At 65.8% G+C, this 16,310-nt stretch carries 16 protein-coding genes; 11 read left to right on the forward strand and 5 right to left on the reverse strand.

Features of this window, described 5'->3' with window-relative positions; translation table 11 throughout:
• Positions 1 to 42: 42 nt before the first annotated feature.
• Together C0V75_RS15780 and C0V75_RS15785 are read right to left on the reverse strand one after the other, a co-directional pair.
• Entirely contained in the window at positions 43 to 1,527 is a 1,485-nt protein-coding gene (locus C0V75_RS15780) for an aldehyde dehydrogenase (RefSeq protein ID WP_216821474.1), read from the reverse strand.
• Positions 1,528 to 1,615: 88 nt separating this feature from the next.
• Positions 1,616 to 2,410, reverse strand: coding sequence for a helix-turn-helix transcriptional regulator (locus tag C0V75_RS15785; RefSeq protein ID WP_101921929.1), 795 nt, complete (start codon positions 2,408 to 2,410; stop codon positions 1,616 to 1,618).
• Between the two features lie 75 nt (positions 2,411 to 2,485).
• On the opposite strand from C0V75_RS15785, the gene C0V75_RS15790 reads away from it, so the two are divergent.
• The 7 genes from C0V75_RS15790 to C0V75_RS15820 all read left to right on the forward strand — a co-directional run bounded on the left by C0V75_RS15790 (position 2,486) and on the right by C0V75_RS15820 (position 11,146).
• Positions 2,486 to 3,541, forward strand: a complete 1,056-nt coding sequence (locus tag C0V75_RS15790) for an ABC transporter ATP-binding protein (protein WP_101921930.1) — start codon at positions 2,486 to 2,488, stop codon at positions 3,539 to 3,541.
• On the forward strand, positions 3,541 to 4,461 hold the full coding sequence (locus C0V75_RS15795; protein ID WP_101921931.1) for an ABC transporter permease: 921 nt from the start codon (positions 3,541 to 3,543) through the stop codon (positions 4,459 to 4,461). The genes C0V75_RS15790 and C0V75_RS15795 overlap by 1 nt, the downstream gene beginning before the upstream one ends.
• On the forward strand, positions 4,458 to 5,261 hold the full coding sequence (locus C0V75_RS15800) for an ABC transporter permease (RefSeq protein WP_101921932.1): 804 nt from the start codon (positions 4,458 to 4,460) through the stop codon (positions 5,259 to 5,261). The genes C0V75_RS15795 and C0V75_RS15800 overlap by 4 nt, the downstream gene beginning before the upstream one ends.
• Before the next feature lie 18 nt (positions 5,262 to 5,279).
• The gene (locus C0V75_RS15805; protein ID WP_101921933.1) at positions 5,280 to 6,308 is read left to right on the forward strand and encodes an extracellular solute-binding protein; all 1,029 of its coding nucleotides are present in this window, start codon (positions 5,280 to 5,282) and stop codon (positions 6,306 to 6,308) included.
• Between the two features lie 74 nt (positions 6,309 to 6,382).
• Positions 6,383 to 7,147: a carbon-nitrogen hydrolase family protein gene (locus C0V75_RS15810; RefSeq protein ID WP_101921934.1), complete on the forward strand. Its 765-nt coding sequence runs from the start codon at positions 6,383 to 6,385 to the stop codon at positions 7,145 to 7,147.
• A gap of 10 nt (positions 7,148 to 7,157) precedes the next feature.
• The gene (locus C0V75_RS15815) at positions 7,158 to 9,248 is read left to right on the forward strand and encodes an NAD(P)-binding protein (RefSeq protein ID WP_101921935.1); all 2,091 of its coding nucleotides are present in this window, start codon (positions 7,158 to 7,160) and stop codon (positions 9,246 to 9,248) included.
• A gap of 239 nt (positions 9,249 to 9,487) precedes the next feature.
• On the forward strand, positions 9,488 to 11,146 hold the full coding sequence (locus C0V75_RS15820) for a phosphoethanolamine transferase (RefSeq protein ID WP_254216502.1): 1,659 nt from the start codon (positions 9,488 to 9,490) through the stop codon (positions 11,144 to 11,146).
• Here the strand turns inward: C0V75_RS15820 and C0V75_RS15825 are convergent.
• Positions 11,143 to 13,107 carry an FAD-dependent oxidoreductase gene (locus C0V75_RS15825; RefSeq protein WP_101921936.1) on the reverse strand — a complete coding sequence of 655 codons (1,965 nt, stop codon included), beginning with the start codon at positions 13,105 to 13,107 and terminating at the stop codon, positions 11,143 to 11,145. The genes C0V75_RS15820 and C0V75_RS15825 overlap by 4 nt on opposite strands.
• Positions 13,108 to 13,252: 145 nt before the next feature.
• On the opposite strand from C0V75_RS15825, the gene C0V75_RS15830 reads away from it, so the two are divergent.
• On the forward strand, positions 13,253 to 13,444 hold the full coding sequence (locus tag C0V75_RS15830; protein WP_254216503.1) for a hypothetical protein: 192 nt from the start codon (positions 13,253 to 13,255) through the stop codon (positions 13,442 to 13,444).
• Here the strand turns inward: C0V75_RS15830 and parA are convergent.
• Positions 13,435 to 14,061, reverse strand: a complete 627-nt coding sequence (gene parA, locus C0V75_RS15835; RefSeq protein WP_101921938.1) for a ParA family partition ATPase — start codon at positions 14,059 to 14,061, stop codon at positions 13,435 to 13,437. The genes C0V75_RS15830 and parA overlap by 10 nt on opposite strands.
• A 255-nt stretch (positions 14,062 to 14,316) precedes the next feature.
• Between parA and C0V75_RS23010 the strand changes: the two genes are divergently transcribed.
• The 3 genes from C0V75_RS23010 (at position 14,317) to C0V75_RS15845 (ending at position 15,177) form a co-directional block, all read left to right on the forward strand.
• On the forward strand, positions 14,317 to 14,469 hold the full coding sequence (locus C0V75_RS23010) for a hypothetical protein (RefSeq protein WP_158241856.1): 153 nt from the start codon (positions 14,317 to 14,319) through the stop codon (positions 14,467 to 14,469).
• A gap of 200 nt (positions 14,470 to 14,669) precedes the next feature.
• Positions 14,670 to 14,924 carry a hypothetical protein gene (locus tag C0V75_RS15840; RefSeq protein ID WP_101921939.1) on the forward strand — a complete coding sequence of 85 codons (255 nt, stop codon included), beginning with the start codon at positions 14,670 to 14,672 and terminating at the stop codon, positions 14,922 to 14,924.
• A 1-nt stretch (position 14,925) separates the two neighbouring features.
• The gene (locus C0V75_RS15845; RefSeq protein ID WP_101921940.1) at positions 14,926 to 15,177 is read left to right on the forward strand and encodes a hypothetical protein; all 252 of its coding nucleotides are present in this window, start codon (positions 14,926 to 14,928) and stop codon (positions 15,175 to 15,177) included.
• 88 nt (positions 15,178 to 15,265) lie between these two features.
• Here C0V75_RS15845 and C0V75_RS15850 read toward each other — a convergent pair whose 3' ends face one another.
• Positions 15,266 to 16,027, reverse strand: a complete 762-nt coding sequence (locus C0V75_RS15850) for a hypothetical protein (protein WP_101921941.1) — start codon at positions 16,025 to 16,027, stop codon at positions 15,266 to 15,268.
• Between the last annotated feature and the right edge of the window lie 283 nt (positions 16,028 to 16,310).

Raw genomic sequence — 16,310 nt, forward strand, 5'->3', positions numbered from 1 at the left:
TATACAGCCAGTCGTGAACGAGTCGCAAAGGCTTACGCAACGTCAGCCGAGCTTGACCCAGACGGTCTTGAGCGCGCTGTACTTGTCGAAGCTGTGCAGCGAAAGATCCCGGCCAAAGCCTGACTGCTTCACCCCGCCGAAGGGTGTCATGGCCGACAGCGCATCCACCGTGTTGACCGAGACTGTCCCCACCCGCAGGGCCGCGCTGATGCGGAAGGCGCGGTCGATGTCGCGCGTCCAGACCGAAGCCGCGAGTCCATAGGCCGTATCATTGGCGATCCGCACCGCCTCAGCCTCGTCGGCGAAGGGGATCACGGCCAGAACAGGACCAAAGACCTCTTCCCGCGCCAGTTCGCTTTGCGGGTCCACATGGTCGAAGATCGTCGGGGTGATCCAGGCGTCGGAACCGTCGCGCGTCAGTCGCTGCCCTCCCGTCACCAGCCGCGCCGCAGCGGTCGCCCTGTCGATGAAGCCCGCCACCCGGCCGGCATGGTGGCTGTCCACCATCGGCCCCATCGTGGTGGCCGGGTCCAGAGGATCGCCCTGCACCACCGCCCCTGCCCGTGCCACAAGCCGTTCCACCATCGCATCATGCACATCGCGATGCACCAGCAGCCGCGAATTGGCGGAACAGACCTCGCCCGCATTGAAGAAGATGCCGAAAGCGGCCATATCCGCCGCCCGGTCCAGATCGGCATCGGGAAAGATCAGATTGGGCGACTTGCCCCCGGTCTCCAGCCAGACCTGTTTCATGTTCGATCGCCCGGCATAGGTCTGGAACAGCTTGCCCACCTCTGTCGATCCGGTGAAGGCGAGGCAGTCCACATCCTTGTGCAGGCCCAGCGCCTGGCCCGCCTCGTGCCCGTAACCCGGAACCACGTTCAGAACCCCGTCGGGCAGCCCCGCCTCGGCCGCCAGTTCCGCCAGCCGCAACGCCGACAGCGGCGACTGTTCGGCAGGTTTCAGCACCACCGAATTGCCCATCGCCAGCGCGGGGGCCAGTTTCCAAGTGGCCATGTCCAATGGGAAATTCCACGGCACCACCGCCCCCACCACCCCCAGAGCCTCGCGACGGATCATGGCGATATCGCCGGGGCCAGTCGGGGCGATCTCGTCATAAAGCTTGTCGATGGCCTCGGCATGCCACTGGAAGAAATGCGCCGATCCCGGCGCGTCGATGGTGGAGGACTCGGCAATCGGTTTGCCCATGTCCAGCGTGTCGAGCAGCGCAAGCTCCGGCACATTGGCCCGGATCAGGGCGGCGAGCCGGAGCAGAACCTCCTTGCGGTCAGAGGGCGACTTGCGCGCCCAGCGCCCTTCCTCGAAGGCCCGCCGCGCGGCCTGAACGGCCAGGTCCACATCCGCCGCATCGCCCCGCGCCACCTCGGCCAGCACCGCCCCGGTGGCCGGGTTCACGCTGGGAAAGCGCGCGCCAGAGACCGCGTCGCGCCAGCGCCCGTCAATCCAGAGCCCGCTGCGCGGTGTCATCCTTGCCGCCTGCGCCCGCCAGTCCACCGCTGTCGCCATCATCCATTCCTCCTGTTCGCCCTGCGAAACTGCCAGTCCGGCCCTCCGCCCACGACAACAGTTTTCCACCCCATTGCTTCGGAAAAACCTAAGCCGTTGCCAAAAGCGGCAGCATCAGCGCGAAAAGCTCGGCCTGCGAGGTGATCCCGCACCGCGCATAAAGCTGCTTGCGAAAGACCTTCACGGTCTGCGCGCTGACGCCAAGGCGCAATCCGATGGACACTGTGGAATGCCCCCGCAGGATCAGAAGCGCCACTTCCGCCTGCCGCGGCGAAAGGCGAATCTCCCGCTCTGAGGCGAGGCTTCGCATCAATTGGCCGGTTACATCGTCTGCCTGCACCCTTTCCGCCCGCAAACCTTGCCAATGCGCTTCTGCCAGCGCGGCGACGATCGGCGCCAGCCTCTGGCAGGTTTCCACCTCTCGCGCGGTGAAGGGCAGGCCGGAGGTTGCGTCACGGCCAAGGCAGATGTTCAGCGACACGTCGGCCACCGGATAGAGAAGGAAGGTGATCTCATCCACCAGCGTCGTCTGCTGGTAATACTCGCGGAAATAGCGGCTGCGGTGAAAGGCATCCGGCGCCACATCGCGCAGCCGGTAGGCCCCGGCGGGAACCCGGCTCATATGCAGGTCGTGATAGGGGTCGAGCAGATAGGCCCCGGCGAGATAGGTGCTGTCGAGCTGCGAAAAGACCTGCGGATGATCGGCCTGCCGGAACAGGACCTGCGGCGGGCCGGCATCGCGATAGGCAAGGATGATGAGGTTGTCCGGCGCGACGCAGCGGCGGAACCAGTCCTGCAAGGCCCCTTCGAACCCTGCCCCGCCGACGCGGCGGATGACCTGGGCCAATTGGCCCTCGGCGGTATTGGGCAGCGGCTGCATCATACCTCTCTGGGGGTATATACCCCCCGGCTTCGCCAAACTTAACCTTGGCCGATACAGCAAGGGGTATGGGGCCGCATGTCAACCGCCATCGACATCCGTTCCGTGGTCAAGCGCTATGGCACCGCCACCGCGCTGCACGGGGTATCGCTGTCCATCTCTGACAATGAATTCTTCACGCTGCTTGGCCCCTCCGGCTGCGGCAAGACCACGCTTCTGCGTTGCATCGCGGGGTTCGAGGATGTGACGGAGGGCGAGATCCGGCTTTTCGGGCAGGATATCGCAGCGCTTGAGCCGAACCACCGCCCCGTGAACACCGTCTTTCAGCAATATGCCCTGTTTCCGCACATGACCGTGCTGGAAAACGTGGCCTTCGGGTTGAAGATGAAGGGGATGGGCCTGTCCGACCGCAACGCGCGGGCGGGCCGGATGCTGGAAATGGTGCATCTCTCCGCCTTTGCCGACCGCCTGCCGGCGCAGCTTTCGGGCGGCCAGCAGCAGCGCGTGGCGCTGGCCCGCGCGCTCGCCCCGGAACCCAAGGTGCTGTTGCTGGACGAACCGCTTTCCGCGCTGGACCTGAAGCTGCGGCAGGCGATGCGGGTGGAGTTGAAGACGCTACAGGAACAGACCGGCATCACCTTCATCTTCGTGACGCATGACCAGGAAGAGGCGCTGACCATGTCGGACCGCATCGCCGTCATGTCCCAGGGCCGGGTGCAGCAGATCGGCACCGCGCGCGACATCTATGAGGCGCCGGTGAACCGCTTCGTGGCCGATTTCATCGGCGAGACGAACCTTCTGGAGGTGGTGGTGGACCGGGTCGAGGGCGACAGCGCTCGCGTGATCCTACCCGGTGGCCATGCCATCACCTGCGCGGCGGCCGGAAACGGGCCGGGCAAGCACCATATCTCGATCCGCCCGGAACGGCTGTCTCTGGCCGCGACCGGCGATCTGACCGCGACGGTGGAGCGGATCGTCTATCTCGGCACCGACCTGCAACTCCTGACCCGGCTGACCACGGGAGAGGAATTCCACGTCCGGTTGCAGAACTCTGCCCGGACGGAACTGCCCGCGCCGGGATCGACCGTCGCCCTGCATCTGGAGGAAGGCGCGGCCCGCCTTCTGGCCGACTGATGGCGGGGATGACACCCGCCCCAAAGGAAAACGGCACGGGCTATAGCAGCCTCGTCGCGCCGCTGCTGCTTCCGACATGGGCGATGATCGGCATTTTCCTTGTCCTGCCCGTGCTGCTGATGGCGGTCTATTCCTTCCTGACCAAGGAATTCCGCGGCGGGGTGATCTGGGATTTCACGCTGGCCGCCTATGACCAGTTCTTCCTGAACCGGGGCCTTTTCGGGGATGAGCCCCCCACGCTGGAATGGACCTATATCACCATCTTCTGGCGGTCGATCTGGCAGGCGGCCGTGGCCACGCTGATTTGCCTGATCGTGGGCTTTCCCACGGCCTGGTTCATCGCCACCCGCCCGCCCAAGGCGCGGGCCGTCTGGCTGTTCCTTGTCACCATTCCCTATTGGGTGAACCTTCTGATCCGCACGGTCAGCCTGAAATTCCTGATCCGCGAGAACGGGCCGCTGAACGAAAGCCTGATGTCCATCGGGCTGATCACCGATCCGCTGCCCTTGGTGAACACGAACCTCGCCGTGCAACTCGGCCTCTTCTACAGCTACCTGCCCTTCATGGTGCTGCCCATCTATGCCGCCGTGGAACGCTACAACTTCGCGCTCTCCGAAGCGGCGGCCGACCTTTACGCCAGCCGCTGGGTCACGCTGCGCGAGATCGTGCTGCCGGTGGTCAAACCCGGCATCGTGGCGGGCTGCATCCTCGTTTTCGTGCCCTCGCTGGGGGCCTTTCTCGCGCCCGATCTTCTGGGGGGTGCCAAGACCTTCATGATCGGGTCGCTGATCGACGAACAGTTCCGCGGATCGCAGGGCAACTGGCCCTTCGGGGCGGCGGCGGCGATGATCCTGATGACGCTCGTGCTGATCGTGCTGATGATCTACGCCCGCGCGCAGGCGAAGGGAGAGGCGCGATGAAGGGCGTGCGCCACTATCCCGGCTTCCTGCCCATGGCCGTGGGCTGCCTCGTGATCCTCTACGCGCCCCTGGTCGTGGTGATGATCTACAGTTTCAACGGCTCCACCTCGATCACCACATGGGGCGGGTTCTCGTGGCGATGGTATGCCGATGTCTTCACCGGGCCGGAGGCGCCGCGCTTCAAGGCGGCGGCGTGGAACTCCCTGTCCATCGCCCTTATCGCCGCCACCACCGCCACCGCCATCGCCGTGGCCGCCGCCGTAGCGATGATCCGGGGCGGGCGGTTCCGGGGCAAATCGGCCACCTTCGCGCTGATCAACCTGCCGCTGATGGTGCCCGAGATCGTGGTCGCCGTGGCCTGCCTGATCTTCTTTTCCACCATCGGGCTGACCACCGGCTATCTGACCATCCTTCTTGCCCATATCACCTTCTGCATCCCCTTCGCCTATCTGCCCATCGCGGCGCGGCTTCAGGGGATCGAGGATACCTATGAACAGGCCGCCCGCGACCTCTATGCCACGCGCGGGCAGGCGTTCCGGCTGATCCTGCTGCCGCTGATGATGCCCGGCATCCTTTCGGGTTTCCTTCTTGCCTTCATCATCTCGCTTGACGACTTCATCATCACGAATTTCGTCAAGGGTGCCGGGATGGAGACCCTGCCCACCGCCATCTTCGGATCGGTGAAGCAGGGGATCAAACCCAATATCATGGCCATTTCCACCATGATGCTGGCCGTCTCGGTGTTTTTCGTCACCCTCTCCTACCTCGTCAACCGCATCGGGCAGAGAACCCGATCCTGAACCCAACGGGAGTTTTCCATGAAACGGCTTCTCACCACCGCCACCGCCTTCGCGCTGCTCTCCGGGGCTGCGCAGGCGGAAGGCACACTGTCAGTCTATCACTGGTTCGAATACATCCCGCAGGAACTGGTGGACAAGTTCACCGCCGAAACCGGGATCGCCGTCACCATCGACACCTATGACAGCAACGAATCCATGCTGGCCGCGCTGAAGGCGGGCAAGCTGGGCCAGTATGACGTGTCCGTGCCGGCCGATTTCATGGTCCAGATCATGCGCGATGAAGGGATGCTTGACACCTTCACGCCGGAAGAGATGACCAATCTCGGCAATATCGCCCCGCAATGGATGGACGTGCCGTTCGATCCGGGCCGCAGCTCGTCCATCCCCTATCAGTGGGGTTCCACCTCCTTCTCGGTCAACCGCGACGTCTATACGGGCGACATCTCCTCGCTTGGCATCATCTTCGATCCGCCCGCCGAATTGCAGGGCAAGATCAACGTGCTGGACAGCCAGAACGAAGTGCTGATCCTCGGCTCGCTCTACCTCGGCATCCCGCAATGCTCCACCGACCGGGAACAGCTCAAGGCGCTGAATGACATGCTGCTGAACGCCAAGCAGCATTGGGCCTCGTTCGGATCGGACACGTCGAAGGACGTTCTGGTTTCCGGCGATGCGGCGGCGGGGATGATCTATAACGGCTTTTCCGCCAAGGCCCGCGCCGAAGGGGCGAATGTGGAGTATTCCTATCCCAAGGAAGGCCATGTCGTCTGGATGGACAATGTGGTCTTGCTGAAGGACGCGCCCAACCGGGAAAATGCGATCAAGTTCATGAACTTCCTGCTGGAACCGGAAAACGCGGCAGCGGTCACGAACTATGCCGCCTATACCTCGGGCGTGGCGGGGGTGGAGCCTTTCCTCGACGAGGCGATCAAGACCAGCCCCGAGAACAACCCGCCCGCCGATGCCGCGCCGGGCGTCTTTGCGCAGGTCTGCGATGCAGAGACGCAAAAGCTTTATGATGCGATCTGGACGAACCTGAAGAAGTGATCCTCGAGGGGCCGGGGTGACCCGGCCCTTCCCCACCCGCATGACGCCCCCGGCTTCGGGGGATCGGAGGCCGCATGTCCTTTCCCATCGCGCTCTGGCAGGGTCCCTCGCCCGAAGGATCGGACGAGGCCGCCTTCGCCGCCCTTGACGCGGCCCTCCGCGCCGCTGCCGCATTGGGGGCCATCACCCTTGTCGCACCGGAAGTCTTCCTTCCCGGCTATAACCAGCCCGACATTCCCGCACGCGCCCAACCGCGTGGCGGCCCGTGGCACCAGCGTCTTGCCACCCTTGCCCGCACCCATGGCTGCGGCATCGTCATCGGCTATGCCGAACGGGACGGCGACAGCATCTACAACTCTGCCGTTGCCCTTGGCGCGGATGGGCGTGAACTGGGCCATTACCGCAAGGTGCAGCTTTTCGGCCCGCGCGAGAAATCCATCTACGCCCCCGGCGATGCCGTTTCGACCTTCGATCTGCATGGCATCCGGGCGGCAATGCTCATCTGTTATGACGTCGAATTCGCCCATCTGATCCGGCGACTGGCGGAAGAGGGCGCCGATCTGATCCTGGTTCCCACGGCGAACCCCGAACCCAATACCCATGTCAGCCGCCTTGTCGTGCCTGCCCATGCCATCAACCACGGCCTGACCATCGTCTATGCCAATTACTGCGGGCCGGAAGGCGACATCACCTATTGCGGCGCCTCCGTCATCGCGGCCCCCGATGCCGCGATCCTTGCCGCCGCCGGTCCCGGCCCGGCCCTCCTCATCGCCGATATCGACCGCCAGCCCGACCCTGCGCTGATGCAGACCCAACTCACCGATTACCGCCCGATCTGAGGCCCTGCCCATGCCCAAGGACACCCGCGACAGCCGCTACGACATCCTCTTCGAACCCCTCCGCATCGGGCCGAAGATCGCCAAGAACCGCTTTTACCAGGTCCCCCACTGCAATGGCGGCGGCTATCGCGACCCCTCTGCCGTGGTGGAGATGCGCCGCACCAAGGCCGAAGGCGGCTGGGGCGTGATCTTCACCGAACAGACCGAGATTCACCCCACCAGCGAGATAACCCCCTTCATCGAACAGCATCTCTGGGACGACCGCGATATCCCCGCGCTGGCCCGCATGGCCGAGGCGATGAAATCCCACGGCGCCCTTGCAGGCATCCAGCTTGCCTATTCCGGGATCAACGGCCCGAACCTCTATTCCCGCGAAGTGCCGCTCGCCGTCTCGGGTGGCCCGATCCTCACCTTCACCTCCGATCCCGTGCAGGCCCGCACCATGGACCGCGAGGATATCCGCGACCTGCGCCGCTGGTTCCGCAACGCCTTTCGTCGGTCGCAGACCGCGGGCTTCGACCTGATCTGCCTTTACGGCGCGCATGGCTTTGGCATCCTGCAACATTTCCTGTCACGCAACACCAACCACCGCAGCGACGAATATGGCGGCAGCCTCGAAAACCGCGCCCGCTTCCTGCGCGAGATCGTGGAAGAGGCGCGCGACGAGACGAAGGGCGAGCTTGCCATCTCCCTGCGCCTGTCGCTGCACGAGGCGGGCGAGCTGGGCTTTTCCAACGCCGAGTTGCGCGATTTCATCGAAATGCACGGCGACCTGCCCGATATCTGGGACCTCGCCCAAGGCACGTGGGAGGCCTGTTCAGGCACCTCGCGCTTCAAGCCCGAAGGCGCGCAGGAAGACCTTGTGAAAGGGATCAAGCAACTCACCTCCAAACCCGTGGTGGGTGTGGGCCGCTTCACCTCGGCCGATGCCATGGTGCGGCAGATCAAGGCGGGCATTCTCGATTTCATCGGCGCCGCCCGCCCCTCCATCGCCGACCCGTTCCTGCCGAAGAAGATCGAGGAAGGCCGCTTCGACGACATCCGCGAATGCATCGGCTGCAATATCTGCGTATCTGGTGACATGACCCAGGGCATCAGCCGCTGCACCCAGAACACCGCCTTCATGGAGGAATGGCGCAAGGGCTGGCATCCCGAACGAATGCACCCCAAGGGCCGGTCGGAAAGCGTGCTGATCGTCGGCGCAGGACCTGCGGGGCTGGAGGCCGCGCATATCCTTGGCAAGCGCGGCTATCAGGTGACGCTGGCCGAAGCGACCACCACGCTGGGCGGTCGCGTGGCGCGGGAAAGGATGCTGCCGGGTCTTGCCGCCTGGGGTCGCGTGGCCGACTACCGCGCGGGCCAGATCGCCCCCATGCCGAATGTGCAGACCTATCTCGACAGCCGCCTGACCGCCGATGACATCCTCGGTTTCGGCATCGAACATGTCGCCATCGCCACCGGCTGCCACTGGCGGCGCGATGCCGTGGCGCGGCTGCATCTGCATCCGATCCCGACCGACCCGGCCATGCCGATCTTCACCCCGGATGACCTCATGGCGGGCGGCGGTCCGACGGGCGGCACGATCCTCCTCTACGATGACGACCATTTCTACATGGGGTCCGTCCTTGCCGAACTCCTCGTCGCACGCGGTTGCACTGTTCATTTCGTGACCCCGGCGGTGAAGGTGGCGGAATGGACGGACAACACGCTGGAACAGGCGACGATCCAGCGCCGTCTTGCAGACCTTGGCGTGATCCTGCACCTGTCGCACGCGCCCGACGCCATCCATGCCTCCGGGGCCGATCTGACCTGCACATGGAGCGGGAAGACCGTCACGCTGGACTGCGACGCGGTGCTGATGGTCACCTCGCGCAAGCCCGAGGATGCGCTTTACCACAGTCTGAAATCCTGCGACTGGCAGGGGGCCGGGATCGCTTCACTGAAGCTGATCGGCGATGCCGCCGCGCCCGGACCCATCGCCTGGGCCACCTATGCCGGCCGCCGCTATGCCGAGGAACTGGATGCCCCCGACCGGGGTGATGCCCTCTCCTTCCGGCGCGAGATTGCAGGTCTGATGGATGCACCGCGTCTGACGCCATGATGAAAAAGTGAAAACCTGGGGCGAATAGCGCCCTGGTTAGGCAATTGATCTGTTCGAAAGTCTAAAGCGCTGGACGGTGCCGCCGCGCCCTGCGGCGGGCTGAGACGGCCCCTGCAAGGCCCCTGCAACTTCGGTTGCAGACAGGGCTGCCACCCCTCCGGTGTTATGGCGCGCGCGGGAAGCGGGGATTAGCAGCGTGACATGGACCAGCGCCCGGTCCCTGTCACAGGATATCTGTCTTGCAACCCACCACCAGCCCCGTCCCGCCGGCCACCGCCTTGGCCCTGCGCTTCCGCCCGACCCGGCCCATCGTCGGCGCCCTGCCCTACAGCCTTGCCGTGACGGCCTTCATCATGGCCGCCGACAACATCACTTTCTGGCAGCGCGGGTGGGAGGTCTTCGACGGCAACCTGCGCCAACTCGCGGGCTGGGGTCTGGCCGTCTCGATGCTGACGCTGCTCACCCTCACGCTCTTTGGCTTCCGCTGGCTCCTGCGCCCGATGGCGGCCTTCCTGCTGATCCTCGCCGCCGTCACCTCCTACTACATGGATACACTCGGCATCGTCATCGACCGCGAGATGATCCAGAACGCGATGCTGACGACAGTGACGGAAAGCAAGCACCTCATCACCGCCCATTTCCTGATCCATGTGGCGGTCTGGGGTGTGCTGCCGGCCAGTGCCGCGCTCTGGGTCAAGGTCCGCCCGACGCCTTTCCTCGGCAATCTCGGGCGCTGGGTGCTTACCGTCATCGTCACGCTGGCCGTCTTCACCGGCGCGCTCTTCAGCGACTTCAAGGCCTATTCCGCCGTGGCCCGCGAACGCAAGGAACTGCTGGCCAGCTATCAGCCCGGTGCCGCCATCGGCGGGGCCGCCCGCTATGCCAAGATGATGCTGAAGGCCAAGGATGTGACCGTCGCCCCGCTGGGACGCGACGCGAAGAAGGGCCCGCTCATCACCGCGCTGGACAAGCCCGTGCTGACCGTGGTCTTCGTCGGCGAAACCGCCCGCGCCCAGAACTTCGGGCTGGACGGCTATGGTCGCGACACCACGCCCGAACTCGCCCGGCGCGATGTCATCAACTTCACCGATGTCACCTCCTGCGGCACCTCCACCGCTGTTTCGGTGCCCTGCATGATGTCGAACCTGACGCGGGACGGCTATTCCTATGACCGGTCCATCCGGCAGGAAAACCTGATCGACGTGCTGCACCATGCCGATGTCGATGTCCTGTGGTGGGACAACAATACCGGCGATCAGGGCACGGCCAGCCGCATCGCGGAACCCCGTCGGATGACCGCTGCCGACGACCCCGCCGCCTGCGCCGAAGGGGAATGCACCGATGCCGTCTTCCTTGGCCCCCTGCAACAGGCCCTGCCCAAGATCACGCGCGACACCGTGCTTTTCCTGCACATGATCGGCAGCCATGGACCCAGCTATTTCCTCCGCTACCCCAAGGCCGCCGAACATTTCAGCCCGGCCTGCCAGACGCCCGAATTCGCCGATTGCACGACGGAAGAGATCGTCAACGCCTATGACAATTCCATCCGCTTTACCGATCAGGTGATCGCGCAGACGATCGACCTTCTGGCCGCGCAAACCGATGTGGTTCCCGCCGTCCTCTTCCTGTCAGACCATGGCGAAAGCCTGGGCGAAGACGGGCTCTACCTGCATGCCGCGCCCTATTTCATGGCGCCGGAAACCCAGACCACCGTGCCCATGGTGATGTGGATGCCCGACAGCTATGCGCAGGCCTTCAAGGTGGATCGCCCCTGCCTTGATGCCAAGGCCACGCTGCCGCAAAGCCAGGACATCGTCTTTCATACCGTCCTCGGCCTGATGGATATCCAGACCGAGGTGCGCGACCCTGCGCTCGACCTCATGGCAAGCTGCGGCTAGACGGCGACGCCCGCCTTCAGCCCCTCGAACACCGCCTCTTCGGCGGTGCGGGGGGCAAGGCAGTCGCCCGCCATATGCAGCTCGATCCCCAGCCGCGCGGCCACCTCGGCCAGATCGTCCACAGGCCGATGGCCAAGGCAGAGAACGAGGGTATCGACCCCCTCCACCTCCATCGCCTCGCCGCTGGGCGTGTGCTGGAGAAAGACCGTCTCCCCCGCAGTCCCGTATAGCCGCGCATAGGGCCGCACCTCTACCCGCAAGCGATGCAGCGCCGCCGCGATATCGTCGCGCACATAAAGGGGCAGCACCTCGCCCGCATGCAGCCCGTTCACCGCCAGCACGACCGAGGACCCCGCTTTCGCCAGCGTCTCGGCCACCCCCGGCCCGATCCAGTCGCAGCGCCAGTCGGCCACCACCACCCGCGCGCCGACCTTCACCTCGCCCCGCAGGACCTGCCAGGCCGTCACCACCTGCACCCCGCCATCCATCGGCAGGTCCGGCAGATGCGGGACGGCCCCGGTGGCAAGGATCACCGCTTCGGGGGCTTCCTCGCGCAGCACCGCTTCCGTCACCGTCACGCCCCGCCGCAGGCGGACCTGCGCGCGTTCCACCTCGCGCATCAGGTTGGTGACGATGCCACCGAATTCCGCCCGTCGGGGCAGCAATTGCGCCAAGGCGGCCTGCCCGCCGGGCTGCGCCGCCGCCTCCCAGAGCGTGACCTCATGCCCCCGCTTTGCCGCCGTGACCGCCGCCTTCATCCCCGCAGGCCCTGCCCCCACCACCATCACCCGTTTGCGCCGCGCGGCGGGTGTCAGGCGGCCATAGGCCAGTTCGCGCCCCGTTTCGGGATGCTGGATGCAGGACACGGGCAGCCCCTTGTGGAAATGCCCGATGCAGGCCTGATTGCAGCCGATGCAGGCGCGGATATCGTCCACCGCGCCCCGCGCGGCCTTGGCAGGCATTTCGGGATCGGCAATCAACGCGCGGGTCATCCCGCACATGTCGGCCTGCCCTGCGGCCAGAATGGCCTCCGCCTCCTGCGGCTGGTTGATCCGGCCCGCGACGAAGACCGGCAGGGTCAAGGCCCGCTTGAAGGCCGCCGCGTCCGGGGCCACATAGCCGGGCGCAAAGGCCATCGGCGGCGCGATATGCACCGCGCCCCCGAGCGTGGCCGACGTCCCGGTGGTGACATTCACATAGTCCAGATCGGACTGGAGCGCGATGCAGGCGGCCAGCGCCTCCTCGGCCGTCAGGCCGTCTTCCTCGCGTTCTCCCGCGCTGATCCGCAGGCCGACCACGAAATCCGCATCGGTTTCGGTCCGGATCGCCCGCAGCACCTCGCGCAGGAAACGCTGGCGGCCGACCTCATCCCCGCCATAGCCATCCATCCGCAAGTTCACGCGCGGGTTCAGGAATTGCGCCGGCAGATAGCCGTGGCTGGCCACCACCTCCACCCCGTCCAGCCCCGCCTGCCACATCCGCCGCGCGGCAGAGGCATAGCCCGCGACGATCTCGGCAATCAGCGGCAGGGTCAGGGCGCGCGGCATGACGTGGAACCGTTCATTGGGCACGGAGGATGGCGCATAGGCCACGGCCAGCAGCCCATCGGCGCTTTCCATGATCTCGCGCCCCGGATGGAAAAGCTGCGAGAAAATGGTCGCGCCCTCGGCATGAACCGCTTCGGCCAGGGCGCGGTAGCCGGGGATGCAGGCATCATCCGTCGCCATGAGGAGGTGCGAGGTGTAGCGGGCCGTCTCGTGCACGCCCGCCACCTGCGTCACGATGAGCCCCGCGCCCCCCTGTGCACGCGCGCGATGATAGGCGATCAGCGCGTCATTCACCGTGCCATCGGTGGGCAGCACCGTGTCATGACCGGTGGAAAGGATGCGGTTGCGGATCCGCGCGCCGCGGATCGTGAGGGGTGAGAAGAGATGCGGGAACATCGCGGGTTTTGTCGTCATTTCCGTGGCTTGGCCCTGAAGTTTCACCCAGCCTAGCGCAGCCCCGCCGCGCGGGCCATCCCATCCCCGACAGGGGCGGGGTCGCGAAATCTTGGACAAAGCCCGCCGCCTGCGCCATATGAGGGAAAACCGGCAAGAGGTTCGGATGAAAGGCTTTCTCGACGCAAACCACCCGATGTTCCGGCGCGCCTGGGTGCGCTGGCTGACGGCGGGGGTGCCGCTGGTCTGGGCGGGGTTCGAATTGTGGCTGGGCAACCCGCTCTGGGCGGTTCTGTTTGGCGCGGCAGGGGCTTACGCCTTCTGGGTGCTGATCGTGAAAGGCCCCGGTCAGGGCTGAAGCCGGGCGGCGATCTCGTCTGCCAGCGCGGCGATCTCGGCCCGCGCGGGGGTTTTCGGCCCTTCGGCCACCCCGCGCCCCTGCCCCAGAACCTCGGCATAGGCGACGCGGGAGCCGAGGCGGGATGCGGCAATTTCCGCTTTGCCTTCAGCGGCTTGCGCGACCTCATCCGCCAGACGGGTGCCGGATTTCCAGCGGTTCAGCACGATCATCGCGGGGCGGGATTCGCGCAGGATCAGGTCAAGCACCCCGTCCACCGCCCAGAGATCGAGATGGCTGGAGGCGACGGGGATCAGCACCAGATCGGCCTCGCGCAGGGCGGGGCGGAGGTCGGCGTCGACCTTGGGGGGGGTGTCCACGATCACCAGATCATTGATCTTGCGCAGCTTTTCGCATTCATAGCTGACCCCCCAGGCCGAGGCGGTGGAGAAGTCGAGCCCCTCCACCCCAACCCCGTCGCGGCGGGCCATGAACCAGCGGCCAAGGCTGCCTTGCGGATCGGTGTCCAGCAGCGCAACCCGTTGACCCCGTTGCAGAAATTCCACCGCCAGATTGACGGCGAGCGTGGTCTTGCCGGCCCCGCCCTTCTGCTGTGCGACGGTGATGACCTTGCCCATGCGACTCTCCATCCGCGTCTATGCTGCATTGCAGCATCTTCGCGGCAGTGCGTCAATGTGGCGGAATCGCCCCCCGAAACGGCTGTACCGGATGTTGTGCCGCAAACTGTGCCGCAAACTGTGGCCACGCAGCGCACGCTGGGGGCGCGGTTCTGGTTAACCATGCAGTCAGGCCATAGGCTGAGGTTATGGGACGGTGACAGGCGGGGGGTGGATGGCTAGGCTGGCGGACGACGACATGGAAAGGATTGCCCGATGCAGATGGCACCGATGCGAAAGACCGGGATCGCGGCGCTGATCGCCCTTCTCACCCTGCCCGCCTGCGCGCCCGTCGTGCTTGTCGGCGCCGGGGCGGTGGCGGCGGATACGGTGGTGGAAGAGACGCAAGGGGGGGATGGGTTGTTTTGAGGGGTTTGGCGGGGTCAACCCCGCCCTACGGCGAGGGGCGGTGCGTGGGGACCACGCACCCTACGGGCGGGGCGCGGTAGGGCGGGGTTCACCCCGCCTTGCGCGGGTCGGTTGGGGGACCAAGCAACCGAGGGGCGTTCTTGCAAGCCGCCGGGGTCTCGCTAAAGTTGGGCCGGTAGGCAGTCTTTAACGAGTTCCCCATGTTCGCAAAGCCCGACTCCCTTGCGCCGGATGAAGACGGGTCGGAACGGCGCAGGTTCATCCTGAACGAGAAGTGCAAGGCGCAGAGCGGGTTCTTCTACAATCTCGGCGTGGCGGTGGTGACCGCCGGACCTGTGGCGAACCCTATCAGCCAGGCCCCGACCTTCCATCCGCCGGGGATCATCCTCTCTTGCGCCGTCGGGACGATCTTCCATCTTCTGGGGAACAGTCGGCTGGATCAGATGGTGGTGTAGTGTGACGGCGTTCCTGACAATCCTTGCGATTGGCATCTTCGGCCTGCTGATCGCCGGGGTCAGCCACATCGGCATTTCCCGCGAACGCAAGGCGCTGCTGGACGCGCGGGCGCGACTGGCGGAGGAAGCGGCAAAGGCGGCAGGGCCGAAAGGCGCATCCGGCAGGGATTTGCCGCTTTCGGCCCTGGTCCGCACGGGTGGCCGGGCGACACAGGCGGCGCCGAAGCATTATCGGCGGGTTCGGGGGAAGTAGGGTCTCCGGGTGGGAGAGAGCTCCGGCGTGTGGCCGGGGGCGGTGCGTGAGGACCACGCACCCTACGGGCGGGGCGGTAGGGCGGGGGTCACTCCTGCTCGATCAGCGTCAGGAGTTCGGCCACCGTCGGCCCGCCCGGTGATACGAGATCGCCATTCTCGGCCCCCCAATCCCGCAGCGGGCCAAGAACGATGTCATGGTCGAGGAAACGGCTGCCGATCACCAGGCGCCCCGCGGAATCGAGGTCCGGTTCAAAGGGGCTGGGCGGCAGGCTTGTCGTGCCTTCGGGAAGCTGCGCCTTGAAGGCCTGCATGTAGTTCTGGGTGAAGGCCTTGAGTTCCGGCAGCCCCTCATCGGCGGGCAGGGTGTCATAGGCGACCACGATGAAGCCCATCCGATGCCCCGGCAGGGCCGAAAGATCCTGGTGAAAGCAGGTCACCATCCCCCGCCCGATATTGCGGTCTTCGAAGACGAGATCGAATTCGATCCCCCGCGCCTGCGCCGCCCAGGGGTTGCTGTCGCGCGGCGCATGGGGGAGCGCGATGGCATCGGCGGCGGCCTTGGCGGCAATGAGGCAGTCGTCATTCGAAAGGCCTCCGGCGAGGAAGATGGTGAAATTGGGCATCTGGTTTAGCATGGCGCTGCGGAACTCCGCATCGGCCTTGTCGCGTTCGGCGAGGGCGGCATCGCGTTCGGCAAGGGTCACGCCGCCGAGCAGGTGGATGGCCTGTTCCCGCACCGTGGGCGACATGACGATGCCCCCGACGGAGGCGACCAGCGCCACCAGCGCCGAGAGCGAGGAGAAGAGCGGCCCATGCGCCACCGCCGCCCGCCGCAACCGCGAAAACATGTCCGCACCCCGGAAAGCCCACGGGACGGATGGTGACCCGCGCGGCGGCGTGAATCAAGGGGGATGGGGGGGAGGGCCGGGGTGGTGGTAGGGCGGGGTTCACCCCGCCTTGCGCGGGTGGGGTGGGGCGTGTGGCGGGGTGAACCCCGCCCTACCGCGGGAAAATGCGTGGGGACCGTGCAGGTCACGGGCGGCCAGAGCGTGCAGTGAAGCCCCCGTCCCGGACTTGGCCGAGGACCTCCCGAGATATACGCAGCAAGGCTGGGCGCAGAGGATCCGGGTC

Origin of the sequence: Tabrizicola sp. TH137, from assembly GCF_002855575.1 — a bacterium.
In the GTDB taxonomy this organism is placed as follows: domain Bacteria; phylum Pseudomonadota; class Alphaproteobacteria; order Rhodobacterales; family Rhodobacteraceae; genus Paragemmobacter.

What these genes read in the sequence shown, in the direction of transcription:
- C0V75_RS15780 (WP_216821474.1), bottom strand. Translation starts at nt 1,527, where the DNA reads ATGGCGACAGCGGTGGACTGGCGGGCGCAGGCGGCAAGGATGACACCG.
- C0V75_RS15785 (WP_101921929.1), bottom strand. Translation starts at nt 2,410, where the DNA reads ATGATGCAGCCGCTGCCCAATACCGCCGAGGGCCAATTGGCCCAGGTC.
- C0V75_RS15790 (WP_101921930.1), top strand. Translation starts at nt 2,486, where the DNA reads ATGTCAACCGCCATCGACATCCGTTCCGTGGTCAAGCGCTATGGCACC.
- C0V75_RS15795 (WP_101921931.1), top strand. Translation starts at nt 3,541, where the DNA reads ATGGCGGGGATGACACCCGCCCCAAAGGAAAACGGCACGGGCTATAGC.
- C0V75_RS15800 (WP_101921932.1), top strand. Translation starts at nt 4,458, where the DNA reads ATGAAGGGCGTGCGCCACTATCCCGGCTTCCTGCCCATGGCCGTGGGC.
- C0V75_RS15805 (WP_101921933.1), top strand. Translation starts at nt 5,280, where the DNA reads ATGAAACGGCTTCTCACCACCGCCACCGCCTTCGCGCTGCTCTCCGGG.
- C0V75_RS15810 (WP_101921934.1), top strand. Translation starts at nt 6,383, where the DNA reads ATGTCCTTTCCCATCGCGCTCTGGCAGGGTCCCTCGCCCGAAGGATCG.
- C0V75_RS15815 (WP_101921935.1), top strand. Translation starts at nt 7,158, where the DNA reads ATGCCCAAGGACACCCGCGACAGCCGCTACGACATCCTCTTCGAACCC.
- C0V75_RS15825 (WP_101921936.1), bottom strand. Translation starts at nt 13,107, where the DNA reads ATGACGACAAAACCCGCGATGTTCCCGCATCTCTTCTCACCCCTCACG.
- C0V75_RS15830 (WP_254216503.1), top strand. Translation starts at nt 13,253, where the DNA reads ATGAAAGGCTTTCTCGACGCAAACCACCCGATGTTCCGGCGCGCCTGG.
- parA (WP_101921938.1), bottom strand. Translation starts at nt 14,061, where the DNA reads ATGGGCAAGGTCATCACCGTCGCACAGCAGAAGGGCGGGGCCGGCAAG.
- C0V75_RS23010 (WP_158241856.1), top strand. Translation starts at nt 14,317, where the DNA reads ATGCAGATGGCACCGATGCGAAAGACCGGGATCGCGGCGCTGATCGCC.
- C0V75_RS15840 (WP_101921939.1), top strand. Translation starts at nt 14,670, where the DNA reads ATGTTCGCAAAGCCCGACTCCCTTGCGCCGGATGAAGACGGGTCGGAA.
- C0V75_RS15850 (WP_101921941.1), bottom strand. Translation starts at nt 16,027, where the DNA reads ATGTTTTCGCGGTTGCGGCGGGCGGCGGTGGCGCATGGGCCGCTCTTC.